The sequence below is a fragment of the Thermodesulfitimonas sp. genome, assembly GCF_052743955.1.
On the sequence record NZ_JBRAIN010000021.1, the window covers coordinates 1 to 19,613 of the forward strand.

20 protein-coding genes are annotated in these 19,613 nt (G+C 57.7%); 18 read left to right on the plus strand and 2 right to left on the minus strand.

The window, feature by feature from the left end; all coding sequences use genetic code 11:
* Window positions 1-159 precede the first annotated feature (159 nt).
* From ACUVTA_RS02965 to csaB, 6 genes are all read left to right on the plus strand, one after another.
* Entirely contained in the window at window positions 160-672 is a 513-nt protein-coding gene (locus ACUVTA_RS02965) for a MarR family winged helix-turn-helix transcriptional regulator (RefSeq protein ID WP_445951493.1), read from the plus strand.
* Complete coding sequence (locus ACUVTA_RS02970) at window positions 669-1,703, plus strand: efflux RND transporter periplasmic adaptor subunit (RefSeq protein WP_445951494.1); 1,035 nt, start codon at window positions 669-671, stop codon at window positions 1,701-1,703. Before ACUVTA_RS02965 ends, ACUVTA_RS02970 begins: the two co-directional genes overlap by 4 nt.
* Before the next feature lie 38 nt (window positions 1,704-1,741).
* Complete coding sequence (locus tag ACUVTA_RS02975) at window positions 1,742-2,404, plus strand: HlyD family secretion protein (protein ID WP_445951495.1); 663 nt, start codon at window positions 1,742-1,744, stop codon at window positions 2,402-2,404.
* A gap of 40 nt (window positions 2,405-2,444) precedes the next feature.
* Window positions 2,445-4,049 carry a DHA2 family efflux MFS transporter permease subunit gene (locus tag ACUVTA_RS02980; protein WP_445951496.1) on the plus strand — a complete coding sequence of 535 codons (1,605 nt, stop codon included), beginning with the start codon at window positions 2,445-2,447 and terminating at the stop codon, window positions 4,047-4,049.
* 90 nt (window positions 4,050-4,139) lie between these two features.
* A complete protein-coding gene (locus ACUVTA_RS02985; RefSeq protein ID WP_445951497.1) occupies window positions 4,140-4,874 on the plus strand; it encodes a WecB/TagA/CpsF family glycosyltransferase in 735 nt (244 codons plus the stop codon).
* On the plus strand, window positions 4,871-6,022 hold the full coding sequence (gene csaB, locus ACUVTA_RS02990; RefSeq protein WP_445951498.1) for a polysaccharide pyruvyl transferase CsaB: 1,152 nt from the start codon (window positions 4,871-4,873) through the stop codon (window positions 6,020-6,022). Before ACUVTA_RS02985 ends, csaB begins: the two co-directional genes overlap by 4 nt.
* A 68-nt stretch (window positions 6,023-6,090) precedes the next feature.
* Here csaB and ACUVTA_RS02995 read toward each other — a convergent pair whose 3' ends face one another.
* Window positions 6,091-7,569: an O-antigen ligase family protein gene (locus tag ACUVTA_RS02995; RefSeq protein ID WP_445951499.1), complete on the minus strand. Its 1,479-nt coding sequence runs from the start codon at window positions 7,567-7,569 to the stop codon at window positions 6,091-6,093.
* 177 nt (window positions 7,570-7,746) lie between these two features.
* Between ACUVTA_RS02995 and ACUVTA_RS03000 the strand changes: the two genes are divergently transcribed.
* The 3 genes from ACUVTA_RS03000 to ACUVTA_RS03010 are packed head-to-tail and all read left to right on the plus strand — an operon-like array spanning window position 7,747 to window position 11,343.
* On the plus strand, window positions 7,747-8,859 hold the full coding sequence (locus ACUVTA_RS03000) for a glycosyltransferase (protein WP_445951500.1): 1,113 nt from the start codon (window positions 7,747-7,749) through the stop codon (window positions 8,857-8,859).
* Window positions 8,859-10,037 (plus strand): glycosyltransferase, encoded by a 1,179-nt coding sequence (locus ACUVTA_RS03005; RefSeq protein WP_445951501.1) that lies wholly within the window; start codon window positions 8,859-8,861, stop codon window positions 10,035-10,037. The genes ACUVTA_RS03000 and ACUVTA_RS03005 overlap by 1 nt, the downstream gene beginning before the upstream one ends.
* Before the next feature lies 1 nt (window position 10,038).
* The gene (locus tag ACUVTA_RS03010) at window positions 10,039-11,343 is read left to right on the plus strand and encodes a nucleotide sugar dehydrogenase (protein ID WP_445951502.1); all 1,305 of its coding nucleotides are present in this window, start codon (window positions 10,039-10,041) and stop codon (window positions 11,341-11,343) included.
* A 58-nt stretch (window positions 11,344-11,401) separates the two neighbouring features.
* Here ACUVTA_RS03010 and ACUVTA_RS03015 read toward each other — a convergent pair whose 3' ends face one another.
* Window positions 11,402-11,905 (minus strand): DUF4330 domain-containing protein, encoded by a 504-nt coding sequence (locus ACUVTA_RS03015; protein ID WP_445951503.1) that lies wholly within the window; start codon window positions 11,903-11,905, stop codon window positions 11,402-11,404.
* A 162-nt stretch (window positions 11,906-12,067) separates the two neighbouring features.
* On the opposite strand from ACUVTA_RS03015, the gene ACUVTA_RS03020 reads away from it, so the two are divergent.
* From ACUVTA_RS03020 to ACUVTA_RS03060, 9 genes are all read left to right on the plus strand, one after another.
* Window positions 12,068-13,207, plus strand: coding sequence for an LCP family protein (locus tag ACUVTA_RS03020; RefSeq protein WP_445951504.1), 1,140 nt, complete (start codon window positions 12,068-12,070; stop codon window positions 13,205-13,207).
* Between the two features lie 21 nt (window positions 13,208-13,228).
* The gene (fabZ, locus tag ACUVTA_RS03025) at window positions 13,229-13,672 is read left to right on the plus strand and encodes a 3-hydroxyacyl-ACP dehydratase FabZ (RefSeq protein ID WP_445951505.1); all 444 of its coding nucleotides are present in this window, start codon (window positions 13,229-13,231) and stop codon (window positions 13,670-13,672) included.
* Window positions 13,673-13,711: 39 nt separating this feature from the next.
* Entirely contained in the window at window positions 13,712-14,797 is a 1,086-nt protein-coding gene (locus ACUVTA_RS03030; protein WP_445951506.1) for an MraY family glycosyltransferase, read from the plus strand.
* Window positions 14,798-14,828: 31 nt separating this feature from the next.
* Window positions 14,829-15,701: a UTP--glucose-1-phosphate uridylyltransferase GalU gene (gene galU / locus ACUVTA_RS03035; protein ID WP_445951507.1), complete on the plus strand. Its 873-nt coding sequence runs from the start codon at window positions 14,829-14,831 to the stop codon at window positions 15,699-15,701.
* Complete coding sequence (locus ACUVTA_RS03040; RefSeq protein WP_445951508.1) at window positions 15,698-16,627, plus strand: NAD-dependent epimerase/dehydratase family protein; 930 nt, start codon at window positions 15,698-15,700, stop codon at window positions 16,625-16,627. Before galU ends, ACUVTA_RS03040 begins: the two co-directional genes overlap by 4 nt.
* 343 nt (window positions 16,628-16,970) lie before the next feature.
* Window positions 16,971-17,627 (plus strand): DUF421 domain-containing protein, encoded by a 657-nt coding sequence (locus tag ACUVTA_RS03045; RefSeq protein ID WP_445951509.1) that lies wholly within the window; start codon window positions 16,971-16,973, stop codon window positions 17,625-17,627.
* Window positions 17,578-17,709: a hypothetical protein gene (locus ACUVTA_RS03050; RefSeq protein WP_445951512.1), complete on the plus strand. Its 132-nt coding sequence runs from the start codon at window positions 17,578-17,580 to the stop codon at window positions 17,707-17,709. The genes ACUVTA_RS03045 and ACUVTA_RS03050 overlap by 50 nt, the downstream gene beginning before the upstream one ends.
* 97 nt (window positions 17,710-17,806) lie before the next feature.
* A complete protein-coding gene (locus tag ACUVTA_RS03055; protein WP_445951510.1) occupies window positions 17,807-19,210 on the plus strand; it encodes a phosphoglucomutase/phosphomannomutase family protein in 1,404 nt (467 codons plus the stop codon).
* 92 nt (window positions 19,211-19,302) lie between these two features.
* Window positions 19,303-19,542, plus strand: coding sequence for a YlmC/YmxH family sporulation protein (locus ACUVTA_RS03060; RefSeq protein WP_445951511.1), 240 nt, complete (start codon window positions 19,303-19,305; stop codon window positions 19,540-19,542).
* Window positions 19,543-19,613 lie beyond the last annotated feature (71 nt).

Genomic DNA, 19,613 nt, shown 5'->3' on the forward strand with positions numbered 1-19,613 from the left:
GCGGCTTTTCGCTCAAGTTCGCCAACTTTAACAGGGGTTTTTGCAGTGAAATCAGTACTGTAAATACGCATCTTTTTCGAGGCGTTTTTCTTGACGCACCAGTTAGCTTTTTGGTATAAAAAACTAGTTAAATAGTTTAATTATTATGGGAGGGACGTAATGGGAGATTTAAAACGGTGTCGGGAGATGATGGAAGAAGTGATGCGGCTTTTTGCCCGGCGCCTGTATAAGGCACTGCTCGCTAGGACCGGTGACAGTGGGGAATGGTCTTCCGAAACGGCGGCGGGGAGGCGCATCCCGCTTCTGGCTGCCGCAGGCGGCGGGGCGTACTATTTCTTACGGGCGGTAGAGGAACGTGGGCGAGCAACTGTTTCAGAAGTGGCGCTTGACCTTGGGGTGACGCTGGCGGCGGTAACGGCGCTGGCCAAGAAGCTCGTGCGTGTAGGGTGGGTTACCCGGCAGCGGGACGAGCGGGACCGGCGCGTGGTATGGCTGGCGCTGTCGCCGGAGGGGAAAAAGGTCCTTGCAGCAGTAGAGGTGGTGCGCGGCGAGGTTTTTAGCCGCTACTTCGGGGGCCTTGGCGACAAAGAAATAGAAACGCTAATCGGTATTATGGACCAGGTCCGGGCAAAGCTTACGGAGGAAGGATGGGAAGGGGAGGAGCGGAAATGAAACGGGAAGGTGTATTTTCCCTGAACAGGTTGCTGCTAAAGGTACAGTGGTGGGTAGTTGTAATTCTTTGCGGCGTTAGCCTGTTAGGGGGTAATGCGGGGTGCAGCAGGGACCGGACGGAAACGGTAAAACCAGCAAAAAAGGCGCCGCAAACAGTGATCTCTCTGGATTACGGGCGAGTTTTTGCGGGTAAGGTGGTAGCCGGGGAGGAGGTAACGCTGGCTCCCAAGATTCCCGGAAAGGTAGCTGCGGTTGCGGTGGACGTAGGTGATACGGTTCGGGCTGGGCAGGTAGTACTACGGCTTGATGCGGCAGAGATCGAGGCAGCAGTGCGCCAAGCGGCGGCGGCGGTAAAGGTTGCCGAAGCGGGGCTCAACCAAGCGGCTCTCGGGGCAGAGCGGGCCCAGGCGATGCTTAGCCAAGCGCAGGAGAATTACCGGTTGGCGCTGGCTAATTACGAGCGGGGGAAAGCGCTCTTGGCAGAAGAGGCGATCTCCTCGGCCGATTTCGAGAACCGGTTTGAGCAGCCGTATGTAAATGCTGTAGGGGCTTTAAAGACAGCCGAAGCAGCCTACCGACAGGCGGTTGACCAGAAAGAAAGGGTAGCGCCGGCCCAGGTGGAACAGGCGCGGGCGGCCTTAGCGGCGGCAAAAACTAACTTGGCTAACACCCAAGTCGTGGCGCCACTTAACGGGATTGTTGCGGTACGGAACGTGGACCCGGGGGAGCTCGCCTCGCCGCAAGTACCGGCGCTAACTTTGGTGAACATCGATACCGTTTACGTTGAGGTAGACGTTCCGGAACGGGTGGTTAGCCGGTTACGGGTTGGTCAAAAAGTAAAAGTTTGGGTAGAAGCGGTTCGGGCTACACCGTTTACGAGCGAGATAACCCGTATAAGCCCTGCTGCGGACCCCCGAACCAAGTCTTTTAACGTAAAAGTAGCGTTAAAGAATCCCGACCACCTGCTTAAGCCTGGGATGTTTGCTACCGTAAATTTTTCGCTTCAGGAAAAATCTGCTTCTAAGGCGTAGCGTTTCGTTAAATTTAGGAGGGATTGGGGGGACTTACTTTGGCGCGTACCAAAAAGGCGTTTTTTGCGGTCCTTTTCCTGATGATTTTTTCCTTGGCGGGCGTTACCTTTTACTACTGGTACACGAACACCTATTTTGTCCGCACCGAAGATGCTTACATCGATGGCACGGTTTTTAAGTTGGGACCCCAGGTTGCCGGAGAGTTGGTAGAGGTAAACGTTAAAGAGGGCGATCGGGTTGATAGCGGTACGCTCCTAGCGCGTGTTGACGATGCCGCTCTCCCTCCCGGCGGTAGCCCGGAGCTCACCCTGGTTAAAGCTCCGGTCAGCGGCGTTATCTTAAAGGTTTTAAGCCAACCAGGTGAAGTGGTGGGGGCGGGACAGCCGGTAGTGATGCTGGTGGACCCGGAGGGTCTTTTCCTCACCGCTAACGTGGAGGAAAAGAAGATTGATAAAGTCAAATGTGGCCAGCGCGTCACTTTTACGGTTGACGCCATTCCTGGCCGGGTCTTTCAGGGCCGGGTGGTTGCGGTTCAGGAGGCTGTGGCCTCTACTTTCTCGCTTCTCCCAACTAGAAGTACGAGCGGGAGCTTCATCAAGGTAGCGCAGCGGGTTCCGGTGAAAATCGCGATCGAAGATGGCTCTGGTGCGCCGTTCCGGGTGGGGCAGAGCGCGGTAGTATCGATTCACCTGCGGGATTGAGTTCTTTAAGTCGTGCGTTGGTCCGGAAGGAGGGGAGGATTTGCTAAGAGGAGTAGGGCCCGGGGCGGAGCCCCTTCCACTGATGGCCCTTTTCGGCCTTATTTTAGGAACCTTTATGGGAATACTAGACGCAACCATCGTTAACGTAGCGCTCCCGCGGATGATGGCGGTCTTTAACGTTACCACCAGCCAAATACAGTGGGTACTAACAGCTTACCTCTTAGTTGGGGGGATGGTGATCCCCGCTACAGGTTATTTGGGCGACCGGTTCGGTTACAAGCGGATGTATCTTTTTTGCATCGGCCTTTTCACCCTAAGCTCAATACTTTGTGGCCTGGCATGGAACGTGAACTCGCTTATCGTGGCGCGGGCGATTCAAGCTATCGGCGGGGGGATGGTAATTCCGCTGAGCATGACGATTGTTTACCAGATTTGGCCCCGCGAGAAGATCGGCTTGGCGATGAGCCTTTGGGGTGTAACCATGACCCTTGCTCCAGCGATTGGCCCAACGCTTGGTGGTTACTTGGTGGATAATTTTTCCTGGCGGTTGATCTTTTATATCAATCTCCCGGTAGGTCTTTTAACCATCCTGATTTCGACCTTTTTCTTGACCGAGGCGGAACGGATCACCGACCGGAAATTAGATGTTTTGGGGCTGTTCTTGAGCTCAGTCTCCTGCTTCCTGCTTCTCCTTGCCCTGGACAAAGGGCAGGATTGGGGATGGAGCGCGCAGAGTACGGTTACCCTTTTGGTAGCAGCCTCTTTTGGTTTTCTGCTTCTCTTTTTCTGGGAGCTGAGTGTTCCGGAGCCGGTGATCGACGTGCGCCTTTTGCGGAACGGGATTTTCTCGCTAGCCTTATTTACTTCGAGCCTTGTCTCGGTAGCCCTTTTTTTAGGTGTTTTTCTCACCCCTCTCTTCACGCAGCGGGTTCAGGGCTACTCCCCGATGCAGACGGGCTTGATTCTGATGCCAGCCGCTTTGGCTAGCGGGTTGATGATGCCTCTGGCCGGGAAACTTTTCGATCGGGTGGGGGCGGCTCTCCCTGGAATTTTGGGCCTCTCGCTCATTTCGCTTACTACGTACATCTTGCGCCACGTCACGGTAGATATGCCGGTGCCGTATTTGCAACTCCTGCTTTCTATCCGCGGTCTCGGCCTGGGCTTGGCGATGATGCCCTTGATGACGGCAGGAATGAATGCTGTACCTACGCGTTTTACCGGACAGGCCTCGGCTTTAATGAATGTAATCCGGCAGGTAGCGGCATCTTTCGGGATTTCCTTGGTCACCTACGTCTTTGAAAACCGGCTGGTTTTTCACAGCGAGCGGCTAACAGAGGGGGTAAGCCATCTGGCGCCGTTGGGCTACTTTTATTACGCGCAGGTGGCGGGTAAGGTGGGAACGGTTTTGGGCCCGGGGGCGGTGCGGCCGGCTACGGAAGGTTTGTTGCAGGGGGCGATACAAAAGCAGGCGGCTACACTGGCGGTGGGGGATGCCTTTCTCGTGGCTACTATTATAGCCCTTTTAGCTCTACCGCTGGCCTTTGTTTTTACCAAGGGCCGTATCGATCTTGCGCGTCGAGAGGCGGAGGCGGCGTTGGGTAGCGGCGATGCCGGGGGGTCTCCTGTAGTAGTTCCGGAGGTGTAGGTATTACAGTGGTCTTCGGGTCCAGGGAAAAAGGAGTTTAAAACGGGGTGTGGCAGGAAGGGCCCCAATTCGTGCCGAAAAATATAATCTATGACGCAGCGGGTAGAAATTCTTGGCGTTCCGGTTGACGCTGTTACCGTGGCCGGAGCCGTTGCGCGGGTAAGTGAACTGATCGCCCGCCGCGGAACGCATCAGGTGGTGACGCTCAACCCAGAATACCTTTACCGGGCCCAAAAAGAGCCCGACCTCCTGGCAATCGCCCGTGAGGCTTGCCTAGTTACGGCGGATGGAGTCGGTATTCTCTGGGCGGCTTCAGTCTACGGCTATAGCCTGCCGGAGCGGGTTACCGGTATCGACCTGCTCGTGGCTCTCTGCGACCGGGCGGCGGCAGAGGGGTGGCGGGTCTTCTTTTTGGGGGGACAGCCCGGGGTGGCGGCTGCTGCAGCCGGCCGCTTAAGGGAACAGTACCCAGGGCTTGTGGTTGCGGGAGAGCACCACGGCTATTTTGCTGCAAGCGAAGAGGCTATGGTTTTGGAAAAGATTAAAGCGGCAACCCCGCAGCTTTTATTTGTGGGGCTGGGTGCACCCAAGCAGGAACGTTGGATTTACAAGTACCGCCAAGAACTCAAAAACGTTGTGGCGATGGGTGTTGGTGGGAGTTTTGACGTGTTGAGCGGCCGGACCAAGCGGGCGCCAGCGTGGATGCGGCGCTGGGGCTTAGAATGGCTCGGCCGCCTTTTTTACGAGCCGCGCCGCTGGCGCAGGATGCTTGTCCTACCGCGTTTCGCCCTGCTTGTTCTCCGGGCGGCGAGGGGAAATCCTTGAGCCGTGAACGGTTCCTCCGGCGGCGGAAAACGACGCTGCGGCGGCTGGTAGGGACGGCGCAAAGGGGTAGCAAGGTGCCCAAGGTGGTTATCTCAGGGTATTACGGTTTTGGGAACTGCGGTGACGAGGCGATGCTTTTCGCTATCGTGACGCAGCTCCGCAGGCGGATACCCGCTGTTGAGCTAGTAGTCTTGTCACAGCAGCCTGCCGCGACGGCGCGGGATTTTGGGGTGCGGGCTATCGACCGCCGGGATTTTGCGCTTATTTGGCGGGAGCTCAGGGATGCCGACCTCCTCTTAAGCGGTGGGGGGAGCCTCTTTCAGGACGTGACTAGCCCCCGGAGCGTTTTTTATTACGCGGCGATCATCCTTATGGCTTGGTTGCGGGGGAAGAAGATTTGCCTTTACGGGCAGGGCGTTGGGCCGCTTAACCGCTGGGTCAGCCGGCTTTTAGTCAAAAAAGTAGTCGAGCTGGCCGACCTGGTGACGGTGCGTGACCCCGGCTCCTTGCAGGAACTGCGCTCTTTAGGCGTCAGGCGCCCGGTTCACGTCACCGCTGATCCCGTACTCGGGCTTACCATTCCTGCGGGTGCTGCTACCCGCGGGGAAGAGTTGCTGGGCGCTGCGGGTATTGGCATGGCACCGCTGGTCGGTATCTCGCTACGCCGTTGGCCTCAGGTGGAAAGGGTGCTGCCCGCGGTGGCGCGGGCGGTAGCAAGGTTAATAGCCGAAGGCTGGCGAGCGGTCCTGCTCCCCCTTCAACCCGACGATTACGGGGTACTCACCGCGCTTCAAAAAGAGCTTGGCGGCGTGCCCCGGCTGCTGAAAATCGAAGGTTTCCACGACCTGATGGCCGTTGCCGGCCGGCTTAACCTGGGTATCGGCATGCGGCTCCATTTTTTGATTTTTGCCGCGCTTGCCGGCGTGCCTGCTGTGGGGTTAAGTTACGACCCGAAAGTGGCACGCTTCATGGCGGCAGTGGGTTTACCGACCGTCGGCATCGATGAGGTGACGCCGGAGAAACTGGTGCAGGCGGTGCAGGATTTGCGCGTGCGGGATATGGCAGTCGGTCTATCTGCGAAGGTAAGTGAGCTTAAGGTGCTGGCGGAAGAGAATGCCGACCTGGTGGCGGCGCTTATCTCCCGGTAGCAGTTTTACGATGATCTTAAGGGGCGTTTTGCTTCGGTCGGGGTCGACTCGGTCTTAAAGGCGGTTGCTCATTTTGGCGCCTGCTCCGTGGCCAGGCGCGGGAGGGCTACAAGGAGGCCAAGGAACACCCAAAAGAGGGTGCTCATCAGCGGCGTTTCGAAGATGTTTTCTACGAGATTATGGAGGAGCACGGCGGTGAGACCGCTAAGTAGGGCAACGGCAAGTGTTTTCTCCGCGGGAGTTACCAGAGCGGCACAGGCGCGATAACCGGCACGCCAGGCGGAGACAAGTAGGAAGAAAAGTGCTCCCAGGCCGATAAAGCCAGTTTCGGCCGCTGTTTTAAGGTAAAAATTGTCAACGTAAAAGCTTCCGGGAATGGCGCGCGCGGCAACGGCACCGCCAAAACGGCCGAGTCCTTCACCCGTAAGCGGGTGCTGCCAGAGTTTATCTAGGGCTGCCTGCCACCGGGCGATGCGCCCGGAGCGCTGGCTGGAGACGAGGTAGCCGGAGGAGAAAAGGTAGAGAAGACGTCCAGCAATGCCTGGGGAGACTGCCGGTGCGGCGAACGCGGCTGTAATCAAGAATGCGAGCAGCATAGGCCGCGTCATGGCTGCGAAGAGCACAAGCCCGAGGAAGGCGGCGAGCCAGGCACCGCGCGAAAAGGTTACGAGGAAACAGATGGCGATAACGGTGCTGGCTACGGCGTAACTAGCGCGAGAAATCCGGGAGCCGGCGGTAAGAAAACCAGCGACCGCCAGCGGTAAGGCTAACGCGAGGAAGGAGCCCAGCACGTTGGGACTTCCGATAACCGAGAAAGCGCGGGTGCGGACGCCCGCCTCCGCCTGGTCGATCCAGCTCTGCGGTACGGGGACGCCGGCGATGTACTGCCCGATGCCGTAAAGCGCAACGGCGGTACAAGTGGCGACGAAAAAGGCGGTAAGGGTTTTGACCTGACCGGTTCTGTCCGGGAGGTTAAGAGCTACGAAGAACCAGAGAAGGTATTCCAGGTAGACGCGGGCTCCCTCGGCGGCAACGCCAGTTTCGGGCGAGCGGACGAGGGCGAGGAAAATGAAGATACCGTAAAAAAGATAGAGCGGCAGCCCGAGCTCGGAGGGGCGCCAAGCGCCAATCCCGCGGTAAAAGAGGCGCCCTGCTATGAGGAGGAGCCCTAGGAAGAGAAGAATCTCATCCCAGCAGCCGCCCGCTAGGCCACCGGGATCGCCGCCGCGACGCAGAGCAAAATCGATCAGGGGGTATGCAGTAATCATAAAGAGTAGTAGCCAAGCTTTTTCTGCGGTCAGAGCGAGTAAGCGGCTCTCCCGGACGGCTACGCGGCCCGCTGCTACCAGGGGCTGCACCGGGCGGTACAGGGCTAACAGAAAGCTATCGATAAGTGAAGAGGGTCCGGCGCCAAGCCAAAAGGGTTCACTGCGCAACCACCGGTAGATGCGGCTGTGTGCCCATGCCGCCCGGATTTTACGGAGGAACCGACAGAGAATACTTGTAGCGGTGAGGTCTGACACGCTTACCAGAAATAAAACCTCCATTTTTCTTTTGCTAAATGATATTATAAAGTTTGTGGTTACGCGAGGCCACTGGCTTAGACGTGAAAAATTACGGTAAACCGCTACAAAACTAGCCAAGAAGTTAACTTAAAAGCGTTGTTACGGCTTTTGGGTATCTAAGAATCAGCTCGATACCGGCTTGTGGGAGGATAGAGTCTTTTGGGGCAGATAAAGGTGCTACACCTGATCGGGGGGGGTGAGTTTGGGGGTGCCGAACGGCACATCTTAACCCTTTTTAAAGCGTCTGACCCCCGAGAAGTTCTTCTTGATGCGGCCTGTCTCTTCGCGGTGCCTTTTGCGCCCTTGGCGCGGGAGGAGGGAATGAAGGTAACTGTCCTGCCGATGCGCAGCAAGCTCGACCTTACCATCGTCAGGAAGCTGCGTAGCATCCTTTTAGGCTACGATATCCTACATACGCACGGTGTACGGGCCAATTTTTTAGGGCGCCTGGCGGCGCGCGGAGCTGGTTTACCGGTGGTTTCTACAGTGCACAGCCTTCTTTCTCTTGATTACCCGCATCCGGTAAGCCGGCTATTGAACGCGCTTTGTGAGCGGTCTACGCGGGGCTTAACGGACCATTTCATCGCTGTTTCGGCGTACCTAGCTGCCGCCATAGAGAGGGAGGGGGTGCCCCGCGAGAAGGTGAGTGTGGTTTACAACGGTATCGCTCCGGTCAACGGCGATGTGCGCGTCCCAGCGCCATTAAGGGCGCGCTTTTCAATACCCGGGGACGTGCCGCTGGTTGCAGCAGTAGGGCGACTCCACCGGGTAAAGGGGCACCATTATTTTATCGCCGCGGCCGCGGAAGTCCTGAAGCGTTACCCGCAGGCGCGCTTTTTGGTCATTGGTGCGGGGCCCGAACGTAATAACCTTGAAGACCTGGTGGCGAAACTGGGGTTAGCGGGAAAGGTCTTATTCACAGGTTTTCTTAAAGACATCCGGGAGCACTATAGTGAGTTCTCCCTTCTTGTACTCTCTTCTCTTTCAGAGGGGCTACCCCTTACCGTTTTGGAAGCCTTTCTAAGCGGGACGCCTGTTGTGGCTACCCGGGTAGGGGGGCTACCGGAAGTGATCCAGGAAGGGGAGACGGGCATCTTGGTGCCGCCGGCAGATGTTGGGGCGCTTGCGGCAGGCATCTGCCGGGTGCTGGATGATCCTGCCACGGCGCGGGCGATGGCTGCTCGCGGGCGGGAGCTTGTAAAACGTAAATTTTCCGCCCGGCGGATGGCGGAGGGAACGCTGGCAGTTTACCGGAGGGTTCTGGAATCCTGATGGCGCGGCTAAGAAACCAGGAAATCGTCTGTATTTCTTCGGTTGACTGGGAGCCAATCTGGACGCGGAAGCAACAAATTATGTCGCGGCTCGACCCTTCGAACCGGATACTTTACGTTGAGCCGCCGGGGACGCTTCTTTCGCCTTTGAAAGACCCTTCATTCTGGCGCAAGTGGCGTCCGTGGGGCTGGTTTGCCGGACAGCCACGGCCAAATATTTTTCTCTTTCACCCGCCGGTCGTTCTCCCCTGCGGCAATCTTTACCCACCGGTGGCCAGGGCGAACCAGTACTGGCTGGCCTTCTGGCTGCGGCGTGCCGTCCGGCAGCTTGGGATGAGGCGGCCTATTCTTTGGACTTACCTGCCGGGAACCGCTACTCTGGCCCGCTTGGTCGAGCATAAACTCCTCGTTTACGACTGTGTCGACGAACACGGGGCGTATAAGGGACTGGTGCGGGAAGAAGCGGTCTGGGAGCAAGAAAAGGAGCTTCTCCAGCGCACCGACGTCACTTTCGTTACCGCGCCCGGTCTTTACGAACGGCGGCAGGTGTACGCCCGGCGCATTTATTACCTTCCGAATGCGGCCGATGTGGCGCATTTCAATAAGGCAACGGCACCGGCAACGGTGGTGCCCGCAGAAATTGAACGCTTGCCACGGCCCCGGCTCTGCTTTGTAGGCGTCATCCAGGAATGGGTGGACACCGCGCTCCTTGCTTACATGGCGCGGGAGCGGCCGGGCTGGTCCCTGATCCTTATCGGTCCCGTGGCGCCCGGTATCCAACTGCACGGGCTCGACCAGATGCCTAACGTTTTTTTGCTCGGGAGAAAGCCAAAAGAGGTGCTGCCGAATTATCTCAAGGGCTGCGATGTCTGCCTTAACGTTTTTCGGCCGAGCGCTCTGACGGCGAACGTAAGCCCGCTCAAATTTTACGAATACCTCGCCTCCGGGCGCCCGGTGGTAAGCACGGATATGCCGGCGGTCCGGGAGTTCGCCGATATTGTGGCGGTAGCGAAGGACGGACCAGGATTTGTACGGGCCGTGGAGGAAACGCTCACTCTGGAAAACGAGGCGCGGCAAAGAGAGCGGCTGCTGCGGGTCCAGGAGCACTCCTGGGAAGCGCGGGTGGCCTTCATGGAAGAAAAAATCGTGGAAGCACTTGTAGAAAAGGAGCGGAATTGAGTTGTCGGCGCAGTATTTCAAAGAAGTTGCTGTCTTTGGGCTGGGGTTCGTGGGCCTGCCCCTCTCGCTCTGTTTTACACTCGCCAACTGCAAAGTGACCGGGGTGGATGTGAATGCCGCCTTGGTCGAAGAGATTAATAGCGGTATCACCTACCACCAGGAGCGGTACAGAGGCATCCCCATCCAGGAGATTCTCCGGCGGGAATTAGCCAGGGGCTCTTTCAAAGCCACCACTAATCCCCAGGAGGCACTCGAAAATGTCCGGGATATCATCGTTACGGTGGGGCTCCCGGTGGTAGCCGGGCAACCCGACCCCGGGCCGCTTGTAGCCTGCCTGGAGAGTATCGCGCAGGGGCTTAAACCGGGGGACCTTGTACTGGTACGGAGCACCCTTGTTCCGGGCATGATGCGGGAGGTTGTGAAGCCGGTTCTGGAAAGGAGCGGGCTTCAAGCAGGCCGTGACTTTTACCTGGGTTACGCGCCGGAGCGGATCGCAGAAGGCCGGGCTTTCGAAGAATTTGTCACGATGCCGGTAGTGGTAAGTGGCATTGACCAGGAGAGTTTAGCAGCGGCGGCGGAGCTAATCGGTCTCATCACCCGCGCGGAAATCATCCCGGCATCTTCCTTTGAGGCGGCTGAGATCGCCAAGCTTGTCGAAAACATTTCCCGGGACGTGAATATTGCCTTGGTAAACGAGTTAAGTGCGGTTACCCAGGCTTTGGGGCTCAACGTCTTTGAGGTGGTGCGGCTGGCTAATACCCATAAGCGGGTGAAGCTGTTGCAACCGGGGCCCGGCGTGGGCGGTTACTGCCTCCCGAACGCCTATTATTATTTGGCCCCCGCTGCTCATAAGGCTGGCTTACAGCTAGAACTTATGGCGGCGGCGCGCCGGGTGAATGACGCGATGCCCCGGCGGGTGGCGGATATGGTTCTCCGGCTCCTCCCCGTGCCGCCGGCGCAGGCGCGGGTGGCGGTGCTGGGCCTGGCGATGAAGGACTATTCCAGCGACTGCCGTTTTTCCCCCGCGGTCAAAGTAGCGGAGGCATTACAAGAAAGCGGGGTGACGGTGCGTGCTTACGACCCGGTCGTCCCGTTGACCTTTCCGTTCCAAGTTGACGCGTTGGAAAAAGCGCTCGACGGAGCGCACGGAGCCGTTATTTTAGCGCGACAGCAGGGCTTGTTACCTGAAGACCCGGCGGTTTTCGCCCGTTTTCTGGATGGCACTGGTCCCTTTGTCGTGGATACGAAAAACGCTTACCCGCACGTTGCAACGCGGGAACTGCCGGTGCGGATTGTACCGCTTTAGATACAGGCTTGCTTCTAAACGACAGTAAATGACTAAAAGCGGGTAAAACGTAAAAATTTTACGGCGCCGGCTTGTCCTGGGAAGGAATTAGTGTTACTTTAATGATAGTGCCTTTAAATTCATAGGTAAGCGACTTAAGGAAGTACTCCCGCCCCGCCCGGATTCCTTGGTTACCGAGCTTGATCTGGGCGGTAGTGATGGGGATACTTCCCTCAAGGGTAACTACTAGATCTTTGAAATAGGGGTCGCGAGCCGCAACTTTCCGCCCAGCGGCATCTGTTTCGGTGGAGAAGGCTGGTTCGACATCTACGCGCTTGACCGTTACCGGAACGTAGCTGGCGCCGGCAACTATCCGGTCGCCGACCTTAACCATGCGGGCGCTTTCGGGCGGCAGGGCGGGGACGCGAACGACGAACTGAACCCGTGTAGGGGGCGTATAGGTTTTCGGGAGGAGAAGTTTATACACTGCCCCCGCGAGAATTAGGAACACGACGAGGATTACGATGGCGTCGATAACGTTGACAAAACCGAAAATTTTGCCTTTTTCATCTAACAGTCGCATAAAAGGCCTCCTTTTGGAGCTTACCTTTTATAATTTAAAGGGTAAAGACAGAGATCGTCAATGAGTTTTTTTGGGGGAGAAATTGTGGTTCGAAACAAAGCGGGAATAAAAAAATGGCGGCGGCCCCGCTGCTTGGGAATAGCCGTTTTGGTGTTCTGCCTAATGGCTGGGATCGGGTACGCAGCGATAAGTTATTCTACCGGTTCAGGTAAGGGAGGTTTTGGTGGGGGACACAGCGGTCAGGCGAAAGCAGCCGGGCAACGCCTTAATTTTCTCCTGCTCGGCTCAGACGCCCGTAACGGTGAAACCCGTGCTCGAAGCGATTCGATTATTTTTGTAAGCGCTGACCCGGAAAAGAAGCAACTGGCTCTTCTCTCAATACCGCGCGATACCTTGGTCGATATTCCGGACCACGGTCGGGACCGGATCAACGCGGCAATGTTCTACGGCGGACCAGAGCTTACCACGCAGGTGGTTTCTGATCTGATTGGTCAGCCGGTCGATTACTACCTTGTTACCAATTACGAGGGGTTTGTCGCTCTGGTTGACGCCTTGGGCGGGATTACACTTGACGTGGAAAAGAATATGTACCATTACGACCCGGAAAAGGGCGGGCGGTTTACAATCAACCTCCATAAAGGGGTACAGCGGCTCGACGGCAGGAAGGCGTTGATGTACGTCCGCTACCGGAGCGACACGCTTGGGGATATCAGCCGGGTGCAGCGGCAGCAGAAGTTCCTGCGCGCGGTGGTGGAGGAGATGATGAAGCCGCGCAACCTTGTCCGCCTGCCGGTTCTAATCCCGAAGATCAAGGATTGCATCTACACCAACCTACCGTTTGACCAGATGCTCGCTCTGGCGCGGATGGCGCGGGAAATGGAAGAGGTTACGGTAGTGAGTGGTATACTTCCGGGCTGTTTTGCCGGTGATCCGTACTGGCATGTAGACCCGGAAGAAGCGAAAAGAGCGGTAGCTCAGCTCTTGAGTGGGGAACCAATCGCGCAGTTTGTTAGGGAGACGTCTTCTGGTGTTATTATCACGCAGGCGGTAAGACCGAAGAAGAAAACACGGCCAGCGTGGGGACATACAGGAAATACGATCCCTAATGACAGTTACGGGGCGGTGACGGGGGAAGCTTACGGCACGGTAACGGCGCCGGAAGTAGTGATCGTACCTGGATCCAGCGAGGAGCAGCTTCCGGCGAATACCGCACCGACTCCCGCCCAAACGAGCGGGACGCCACCCGCGGCGGGCACGTCTGGGGCCGGGACGGCAACTACGGTATACGGGTACGGCCTATAACGGCCAGTAGGGGGGTCTACCTTGGAGTTAAGAGAAATCGAGGCGGTTCTGCCCCACCGTTATCCTTTTCTTTTCGTCGACCGGATTACCGAGCTCGAACCGGGGAAGCGCGCGGTAGGTATTAAAAACGTAACCGCTAACGAGTTTTTTTTCCCGGGGCACTTCCCGGGGCGTCCGGTAATGCCGGGGGTGCTTATTATCGAAGCGCTAGCCCAGGTTGCCGCGGTGGCGGTACTTACCCTGGAAGCTTACCGAGGCCGGGTTCCGCTTTTTGCGAGGATTGACGGGGCGCGTTTTAAGCGTCCCGTACTTCCGGGAGACACCCTCCGCCTCGAGGTAGAGATTTTGAAGTTGAAGGCGGCAGTGGGTAAGGCGAGGGGGCGTGCCTGGGTGGACGAAGAGCTTGCGGCGGAAGCGGAGCTAATCTTCGCTGCAGGTGAAAGGTTGCTCGCGCCGCGGGAATAGAGCGGCAAAACGCAGCAACTTTTTGGGGGGAGAGAAACGTTGCACTACTCGCTTTTCGTGCCGGTAACGGCAGCTGCGGTTACGGGTCTGACGGTTCCGGTGGCGGTACGTCTGGCGCAGCGGATAGGGGCTATTGATGAACCCGGTGGGCGCAAAATCCATTCCCACCCCACGCCCCGCCTCGGCGGTTTGGCGGTTTATCTTGGTTTCCTCGCGGGGTTTTTTCTGTTGGCGCTGGTTGAAGGGCTGTCTTCACGCTACCTTGGTCTTTTGGTCGGGGGGACGCTTGTTTTTCTCCTTGGCATGGTTGATGACGCGCGAGGCTTGAGCCCCCGGTTAAAGCTTGCCGGGCAGATTCTATCCGCCCTTGCGGTTCTCCCTTTCGGCATCGGCATCGTTTTTGTTACCCATCCTCTGCATAAGGGACTTTTGCTCCATCTTGGCTTCTGGGGCGTACCACTTACAGTTTTCTGGATCGTAACGGTGACCAACGCGGTTAATCTTGTTGACGGGCTTGACGGGCTGGCCGCCGGCATCGGCGCCATTGGCGCCCTTACCCTGGCCTCAGTGGCCGCGCTTGCCGGCGACAAGATTGCGGTTCTGCCGGCGCTGGTCTTGGCCGCGAGCCTGTTAGCCTTTCTCCCTTTTAATTTTCACCCGGCCCGGATTTTTTTGGGCGATTGCGGCGCCATGCTCATCGGCTTTCTCCTATCCTGCGGGGCGATAATCGGCGTGGCGAAGACGGCAACCGCGGTAACCCTCATCACCCCGGCCGTCATCTTAGGGATACCGCTCTTAGATACCCTCTTTGCGATCCTGCGGCGCTACAAGAACGGCCGCCATATCTTCCGGCCGGACCGCGAGCACCTGCACCACCGGTTGTTAGCTATCGGGCTTAGCCACCGCGGGGCGGTCCTGGTCGTTTATGCCGTGAGTGCCATTCTCGGCCTGAGCGCCATTCTGCTTACCCGCCTCACCTTGGTCCAGGCGGCAATCCTTCTCCTCGTGGTTGCGATAGGGTTCCTTGTTTTGGCGACGCGGTGCGGTATTGTTGGCTACCGCTGGCGGATACGCCAGTTCCCGGCCTTGAAGGAAAAGGCCGGCGAACGGGGCGTTGGCTTTTAACCAGGTAGTAAATCTGTGAAGGGGGAGTGGCATGAAGGTAAGGAAAGCCGTGATCCCGGCGGCAGGCCTTGGCACCCGTTTCCTTCCGGCTACCAAAGCCCAGCCGAAGGAGATGCTACCTTTAATCGACCGACCCATCATCCAGTACATCGTGGAAGAGATTGTCGATTCCGGGATCAAGGACATTTTAATCGTTACCGGACGGGGTAAACGGGCGATAGAGGACCACTTTGACTGCTGCCCTGAGCTTGAGACCTACCTGCGGGAGCGCGGGAAGGAGGAATCGCTCCGCGAGATCAGACAGATTGCGAAGATGGCGAATATCCACTACGTCCGGCAGTGCGAGCCCCGGGGGCTGGGGCACGCGGTCCTTCACGCGCGGACTTTTGTCGGTAATGAGCCCTTCGCGGTGCTTTTAGGGGATGATATTGTTAGGGAGGAAAAGCCGTGCCTCGCGCAGATGCTGGAACTTTTTGCGGAGGTTCAGGCAACGGTCGTGGCCGTAGAACGGGTGCCCTTGAAGGAGGTTTCCCGCTACGGCGTTATTAGCGGGGAAGAAATTAGGCCGCGCGTATTTGCGGTTCACGATCTCGTTGAAAAACCGAGGCCAGAGGAGGCGCCTTCCCGGTGGGGTATCACCGGCCGCTATATTATCTCCCCCCGGATATTCGACATCCTGGCCGAGATACCCCCGGGTGCCGGCGGGGAGATTCAGCTCACCGATGCCCTCCGGGTGCTGGCCTTTAAGGATAAGGTTTTTGCCTATGCCTTCCGCGGCAAACGTTACGATGCCGGGGATAAGCTTGGTTACCTCAAGGCAACGGTGGAGATGGCGTTAGAGCGGGAAGACTTGGGTCCCGCCTTTCGCGCCTATCTGGAAAATCTTTTTGCGGGGCAGAGATGATGCGCGTACTGGTTACTGGGGGAGCCGGCTTTATCGGGTCGCGCGTGGTGGCGACCCTTTTATCATCCGGTATCGTGGTCGCTGTGGTTGACAACCTGAGTACCGGTTGCCGCGAGAACCTGCCACCGGGAGTGCCTTTCTACCAGGTCGATATCACTACGCCGGCCCTCGCCGAAGTGTTTCACGTGGAACGCCCCGAGGTGGTGGTACACCTTGCGGCTCAGGCGGTGGCGCCGCGCTCGCTTGCGGACCCGTGTTTCGACGCGACGGTTAACATTACGGGTACGGTAAACGTATTGGAGTGCGGGCGAAAAGCCGGGGTCCGGCGCGTTATCTACGCCTCTTCAGCCGCCGTTTACGGTGACCCGGTCTACCTCCCGGTAGACGAGGATCACCCGCTTCGGCCTCTTTCCCCTTACGGCGCTTCCAAGTACGCCGCCGAAGTTTACCTCTGGACTTACCAGCGGCTTTACGGCATGGAGGGGGTGGTGCTCCGCTTGGCGAACGTTTACGGCCCGCGCCAGGACAGCGCGGGGGAAGGGGGTGTGGTCGCCATTTTTTGCCGCAGGCTCCGGCAGGATGAGCCGCCGGAAATTTACGGGGACGGCGGGCAGACCCGGGACTTTATTTACGTTGCGGATGTAGCGGCGGCGGTTGTTGCCTCCCTTACGCGCGGTGGCGGTGAGGTCCTCAATATCAGCACTGGTCAGGCCACCTCTATAAACGACCTCTGGCGCTTACTCCTGCAGGCTACCGGGAAAGAATTGGCCCCGGTTTACAGAACCCCGCGCTCTGGCGATATTCGCCACAGTGTCTTGAGCAATGAGCGGGCCCAAGAGGCACTCTTGTGGGCGCCGCGCTACGACCTACTCACGGGCTTACGCGAAACCTACACTGCCTTTGGCGCTCCCGGTGGTATCTTATAACGGGTATCCATGAAGATGTAGGCCTTAAAGAAATTTAACGGGGGAGCCGAGACGGCCCCTTTTCTTTTGCTTTTTTTTCGCCCGGGCGCGCTTTCGCTGCAGAATGCGCAGATAGGCCCGGAGCATCCGTTCCTCCGTGATAAGCCTTTCTTGAAGCCGCATTTTTACCCTCCGGAAATAAAAGCATCTGCCGGCCTTGACAGACCTATATTGATTATTACCATTTTTATCCTGATCCAGTCGCTGGAGGGCCGTTTCCCTTTTACCGGCGGACGTTCTGTATAAGGCTTTCCGGAGCGGCGAATTTTAATAGCGATGAGACGAAACTTGCGGGGGTGCGCTTATGAACCCGTTCCTGGAAATTTTGCTCCGGGCTATCGGTGCCTTTGCCGGGGTGGTTCTGATTACGCGGCTGGTGGGAAAGTTGCAGGTGGGGCAGTTGACCATCTCCGACTACGTCAACGGGATCGTTATCGGTTCTATTGCGGCAAGCTTAGCAACTGATGTCAAGACGAGTCCCTGGTACTATCTTTTGGGGCTACTTGTTTTTACTACGCTGACGATCTCGACACAGTGGCTGGGCCTCAAGTACCGTCCGGCGCGGAAGATTTTAGGTGACGAGCCAACGGTTGTCATACATAACGGGAAGATCCTCGAGCGGAATATGCGGCGGATGCGGTATAATGTTGACGACCTGATGATGCAGCTACGGGAGAAGGGGTATTTCAACATCGCCGACGTTGAGTTCGCGGTTGCGGAGCCGAACGGGTCCTTAAGTGTCTTACCGAAGGCAGATAAACGCCCCGTAACGCCTGCCGATTTAGGCATTCCCACTAAGTATGAAGGGGTACCCTCTGAGCTTGTTGTTGACGGGGTGATTATTAAACAGAACCTCAAGCAAAACAACCTTTACCGAAGAATGGCTGCTCAAAGAGCTAGAAAAACAGGGGATTTACTCTCTGAAGGATGTGCTCTACGCGGGGCTGGATACGGAGGGTAAGCTATACATGGATAAGAAGCAGGACGAGCTCGAGCATCTCACGGACATTAGCGACAAGCTACCCGGGAAAATGGGGCAGTAAGGGCCTGAAGGCTGTGGTTAGTTAGGAGCAGGATTTTTTACTGCCGGGGTCGAATTTCGCTTGAAAATTCCTGGAAGCTACGAGGGGAGGGAAGTGTTTGGCAAAGATTAGCTTTGGAACCGACGGCTGGCGGGGGATAATCGCCCGCGATTTCACTTTTGCAAATGTGGAAAAGGTGGCGGCGGCGATTGCGGCCTACCTGCGGGAAGCGGGGCTTGCGGCGCGAGGAGTGGTGGTCGCCTATGATAACCGCTTCCTCGCGGACCGTTTTGCGGCGGCTGCAGCCGACGTGCTGCGGCGCTGGGGGATTCCCGTCTTTTTTTCGGCAGGGGCGTTGCCTACACCGGTGGCGGCCTTCGCGATTAAAAACTGTAACGCAGGCGGCGCGGTGATGCTTACGGCAAGCCACAACCCGCCGGAGTACTGCGGGATAAAGTTTATTCCCGAATATGCGGGCCCGGCCCTGCCCGACATCACCCGCCGCATCGAGGGCTTTCTGGCCGAACCGGTTGCTCCACCAATGGTATCCCCGGCCCCGCAGCAGCCGCTCGCGCCGCGCGAGGACTACTTTCGTCATCTCTTGCGGTTGGTTAACGGGGAAGCGATCCGCCGGGCGGGCTTAAAAGTCGTTGTAGACCCGATGTACGGGGCGGGCATCGGCTATCTCGAGGCGCTCCTGGAACAGTTGGGGGCAACGGTGACCACGCTTCATAACCAGCGGGACCCCCTTTTTGGCGGCGGCTTGCCGGACCCGGTCGCGGCCCGTCTGGGGGAGCTACGGGGGCTGGTACTTGCCAAGGAGGCGCACCTAGGGCTTGCCTTGGACGGCGATGCTGACCGCCTGGGCGTTATTGACGCCGACGGCACCTTTATTTCACCCAACCAGATTCTGTCGCTTGTCTATCACCACCTGCTCGAAAAGCGGGGCTGGCGGGGTCCTGTGGTGCGGACGGTGGCGACTACGCACCTCGTTGACCGGATCGCAGCGGCATACGGGGAAGTTACTTACGAGACGCCGGTAGGGTTCAAGTATATCGGCGCCTACCTGCGCGAGCACGGTTGTGTCTGCGGCGGGGAAGAGAGCGGCGGGCTTTCGATCCGCGGTCATGTTCCGGAGAAAGACGGGATTTTGGCGGGCCTTCTGACCGCAGAGATTGTTGCTACCCACGGCAAATCGTTGGGCGCTTTACTGGCCGACCTCGGTACCCGCTTCGGCCGCGTGGTAAGCACACGGGTTGACTACCATACTACACCGGAAGAAAAGGAGCGCATCCTCCGTCTCCTGAGAGACTTTTGCCCGGCAGAGTTTACCGGCGCGGCGGTGGTCAAACGCACGACAACTGACGGCGTTAAGCTTGAACTGGCGAATGGTGCCTGGTTCTTGGTCCGGGCATCCGGTACTGAGCCTGTCTTTCGCGTTTACGCTGAGGCAGCCACACCTGAGGCGGTTGCTGCCCTTCACGAAGCGGTGCGGCGGGAACTAAAACTTCCGGCGGCGTAAAGGCGGGATGCTCCCGGCTTTTCGAAGCCTCTACGGCGCGCACGTAACCATTTCTCCCCTGCCTGCATACCGGTAAAGGGGAGGTGGGCGTTTTGTTTAAAGCTTCTGAACTCGCACGGCGAGATTTTATCAATATTGTTGACGGGCGCCGTCTCGGGCCGGTCGTTGACCTGCATATCGACGAGAAAGGAAGCGTAACCGCACTGGTGGTCCGGAAGGGGAGGCGGTATTTAGGCTTGTTCCGGTGGGGGCGTGACCTGATCATTCCTTGGCAACAGGTGAAAAAGATCGGGGTGGATGCTGTTCTGGTCGAAATGATGCTTCAGGAGTGAAGGCGAACGCGTACTTGTTCGAGTAAAATTTGAGTAGGGGTAACAGGATACATTAGAGGAATAAGTTGGTT

What these genes read in the sequence shown, in the direction of transcription:
- ACUVTA_RS03040 (WP_445951508.1), top strand. Translation starts at nt 15,698, where the DNA reads ATGATGCGCGTACTGGTTACTGGGGGAGCCGGCTTTATCGGGTCGCGC.
- ACUVTA_RS02965 (WP_445951493.1), top strand. Translation starts at nt 160, where the DNA reads ATGGGAGATTTAAAACGGTGTCGGGAGATGATGGAAGAAGTGATGCGG.
- ACUVTA_RS03020 (WP_445951504.1), top strand. Translation starts at nt 12,068, where the DNA reads ATGGCTGGGATCGGGTACGCAGCGATAAGTTATTCTACCGGTTCAGGT.
- ACUVTA_RS02995 (WP_445951499.1), bottom strand. Translation starts at nt 7,569, where the DNA reads ATGGAGGTTTTATTTCTGGTAAGCGTGTCAGACCTCACCGCTACAAGT.
- galU (WP_445951507.1), top strand. Translation starts at nt 14,829, where the DNA reads ATGAAGGTAAGGAAAGCCGTGATCCCGGCGGCAGGCCTTGGCACCCGT.
- ACUVTA_RS03005 (WP_445951501.1), top strand. Translation starts at nt 8,859, where the DNA reads ATGGCGCGGCTAAGAAACCAGGAAATCGTCTGTATTTCTTCGGTTGAC.
- ACUVTA_RS02985 (WP_445951497.1), top strand. Translation starts at nt 4,140, where the DNA reads ATGACGCAGCGGGTAGAAATTCTTGGCGTTCCGGTTGACGCTGTTACC.
- ACUVTA_RS02970 (WP_445951494.1), top strand. Translation starts at nt 669, where the DNA reads ATGAAACGGGAAGGTGTATTTTCCCTGAACAGGTTGCTGCTAAAGGTA.
- ACUVTA_RS03045 (WP_445951509.1), top strand. Translation starts at nt 16,971, where the DNA reads ATGAACCCGTTCCTGGAAATTTTGCTCCGGGCTATCGGTGCCTTTGCC.
- ACUVTA_RS03015 (WP_445951503.1), bottom strand. Translation starts at nt 11,905, where the DNA reads ATGCGACTGTTAGATGAAAAAGGCAAAATTTTCGGTTTTGTCAACGTT.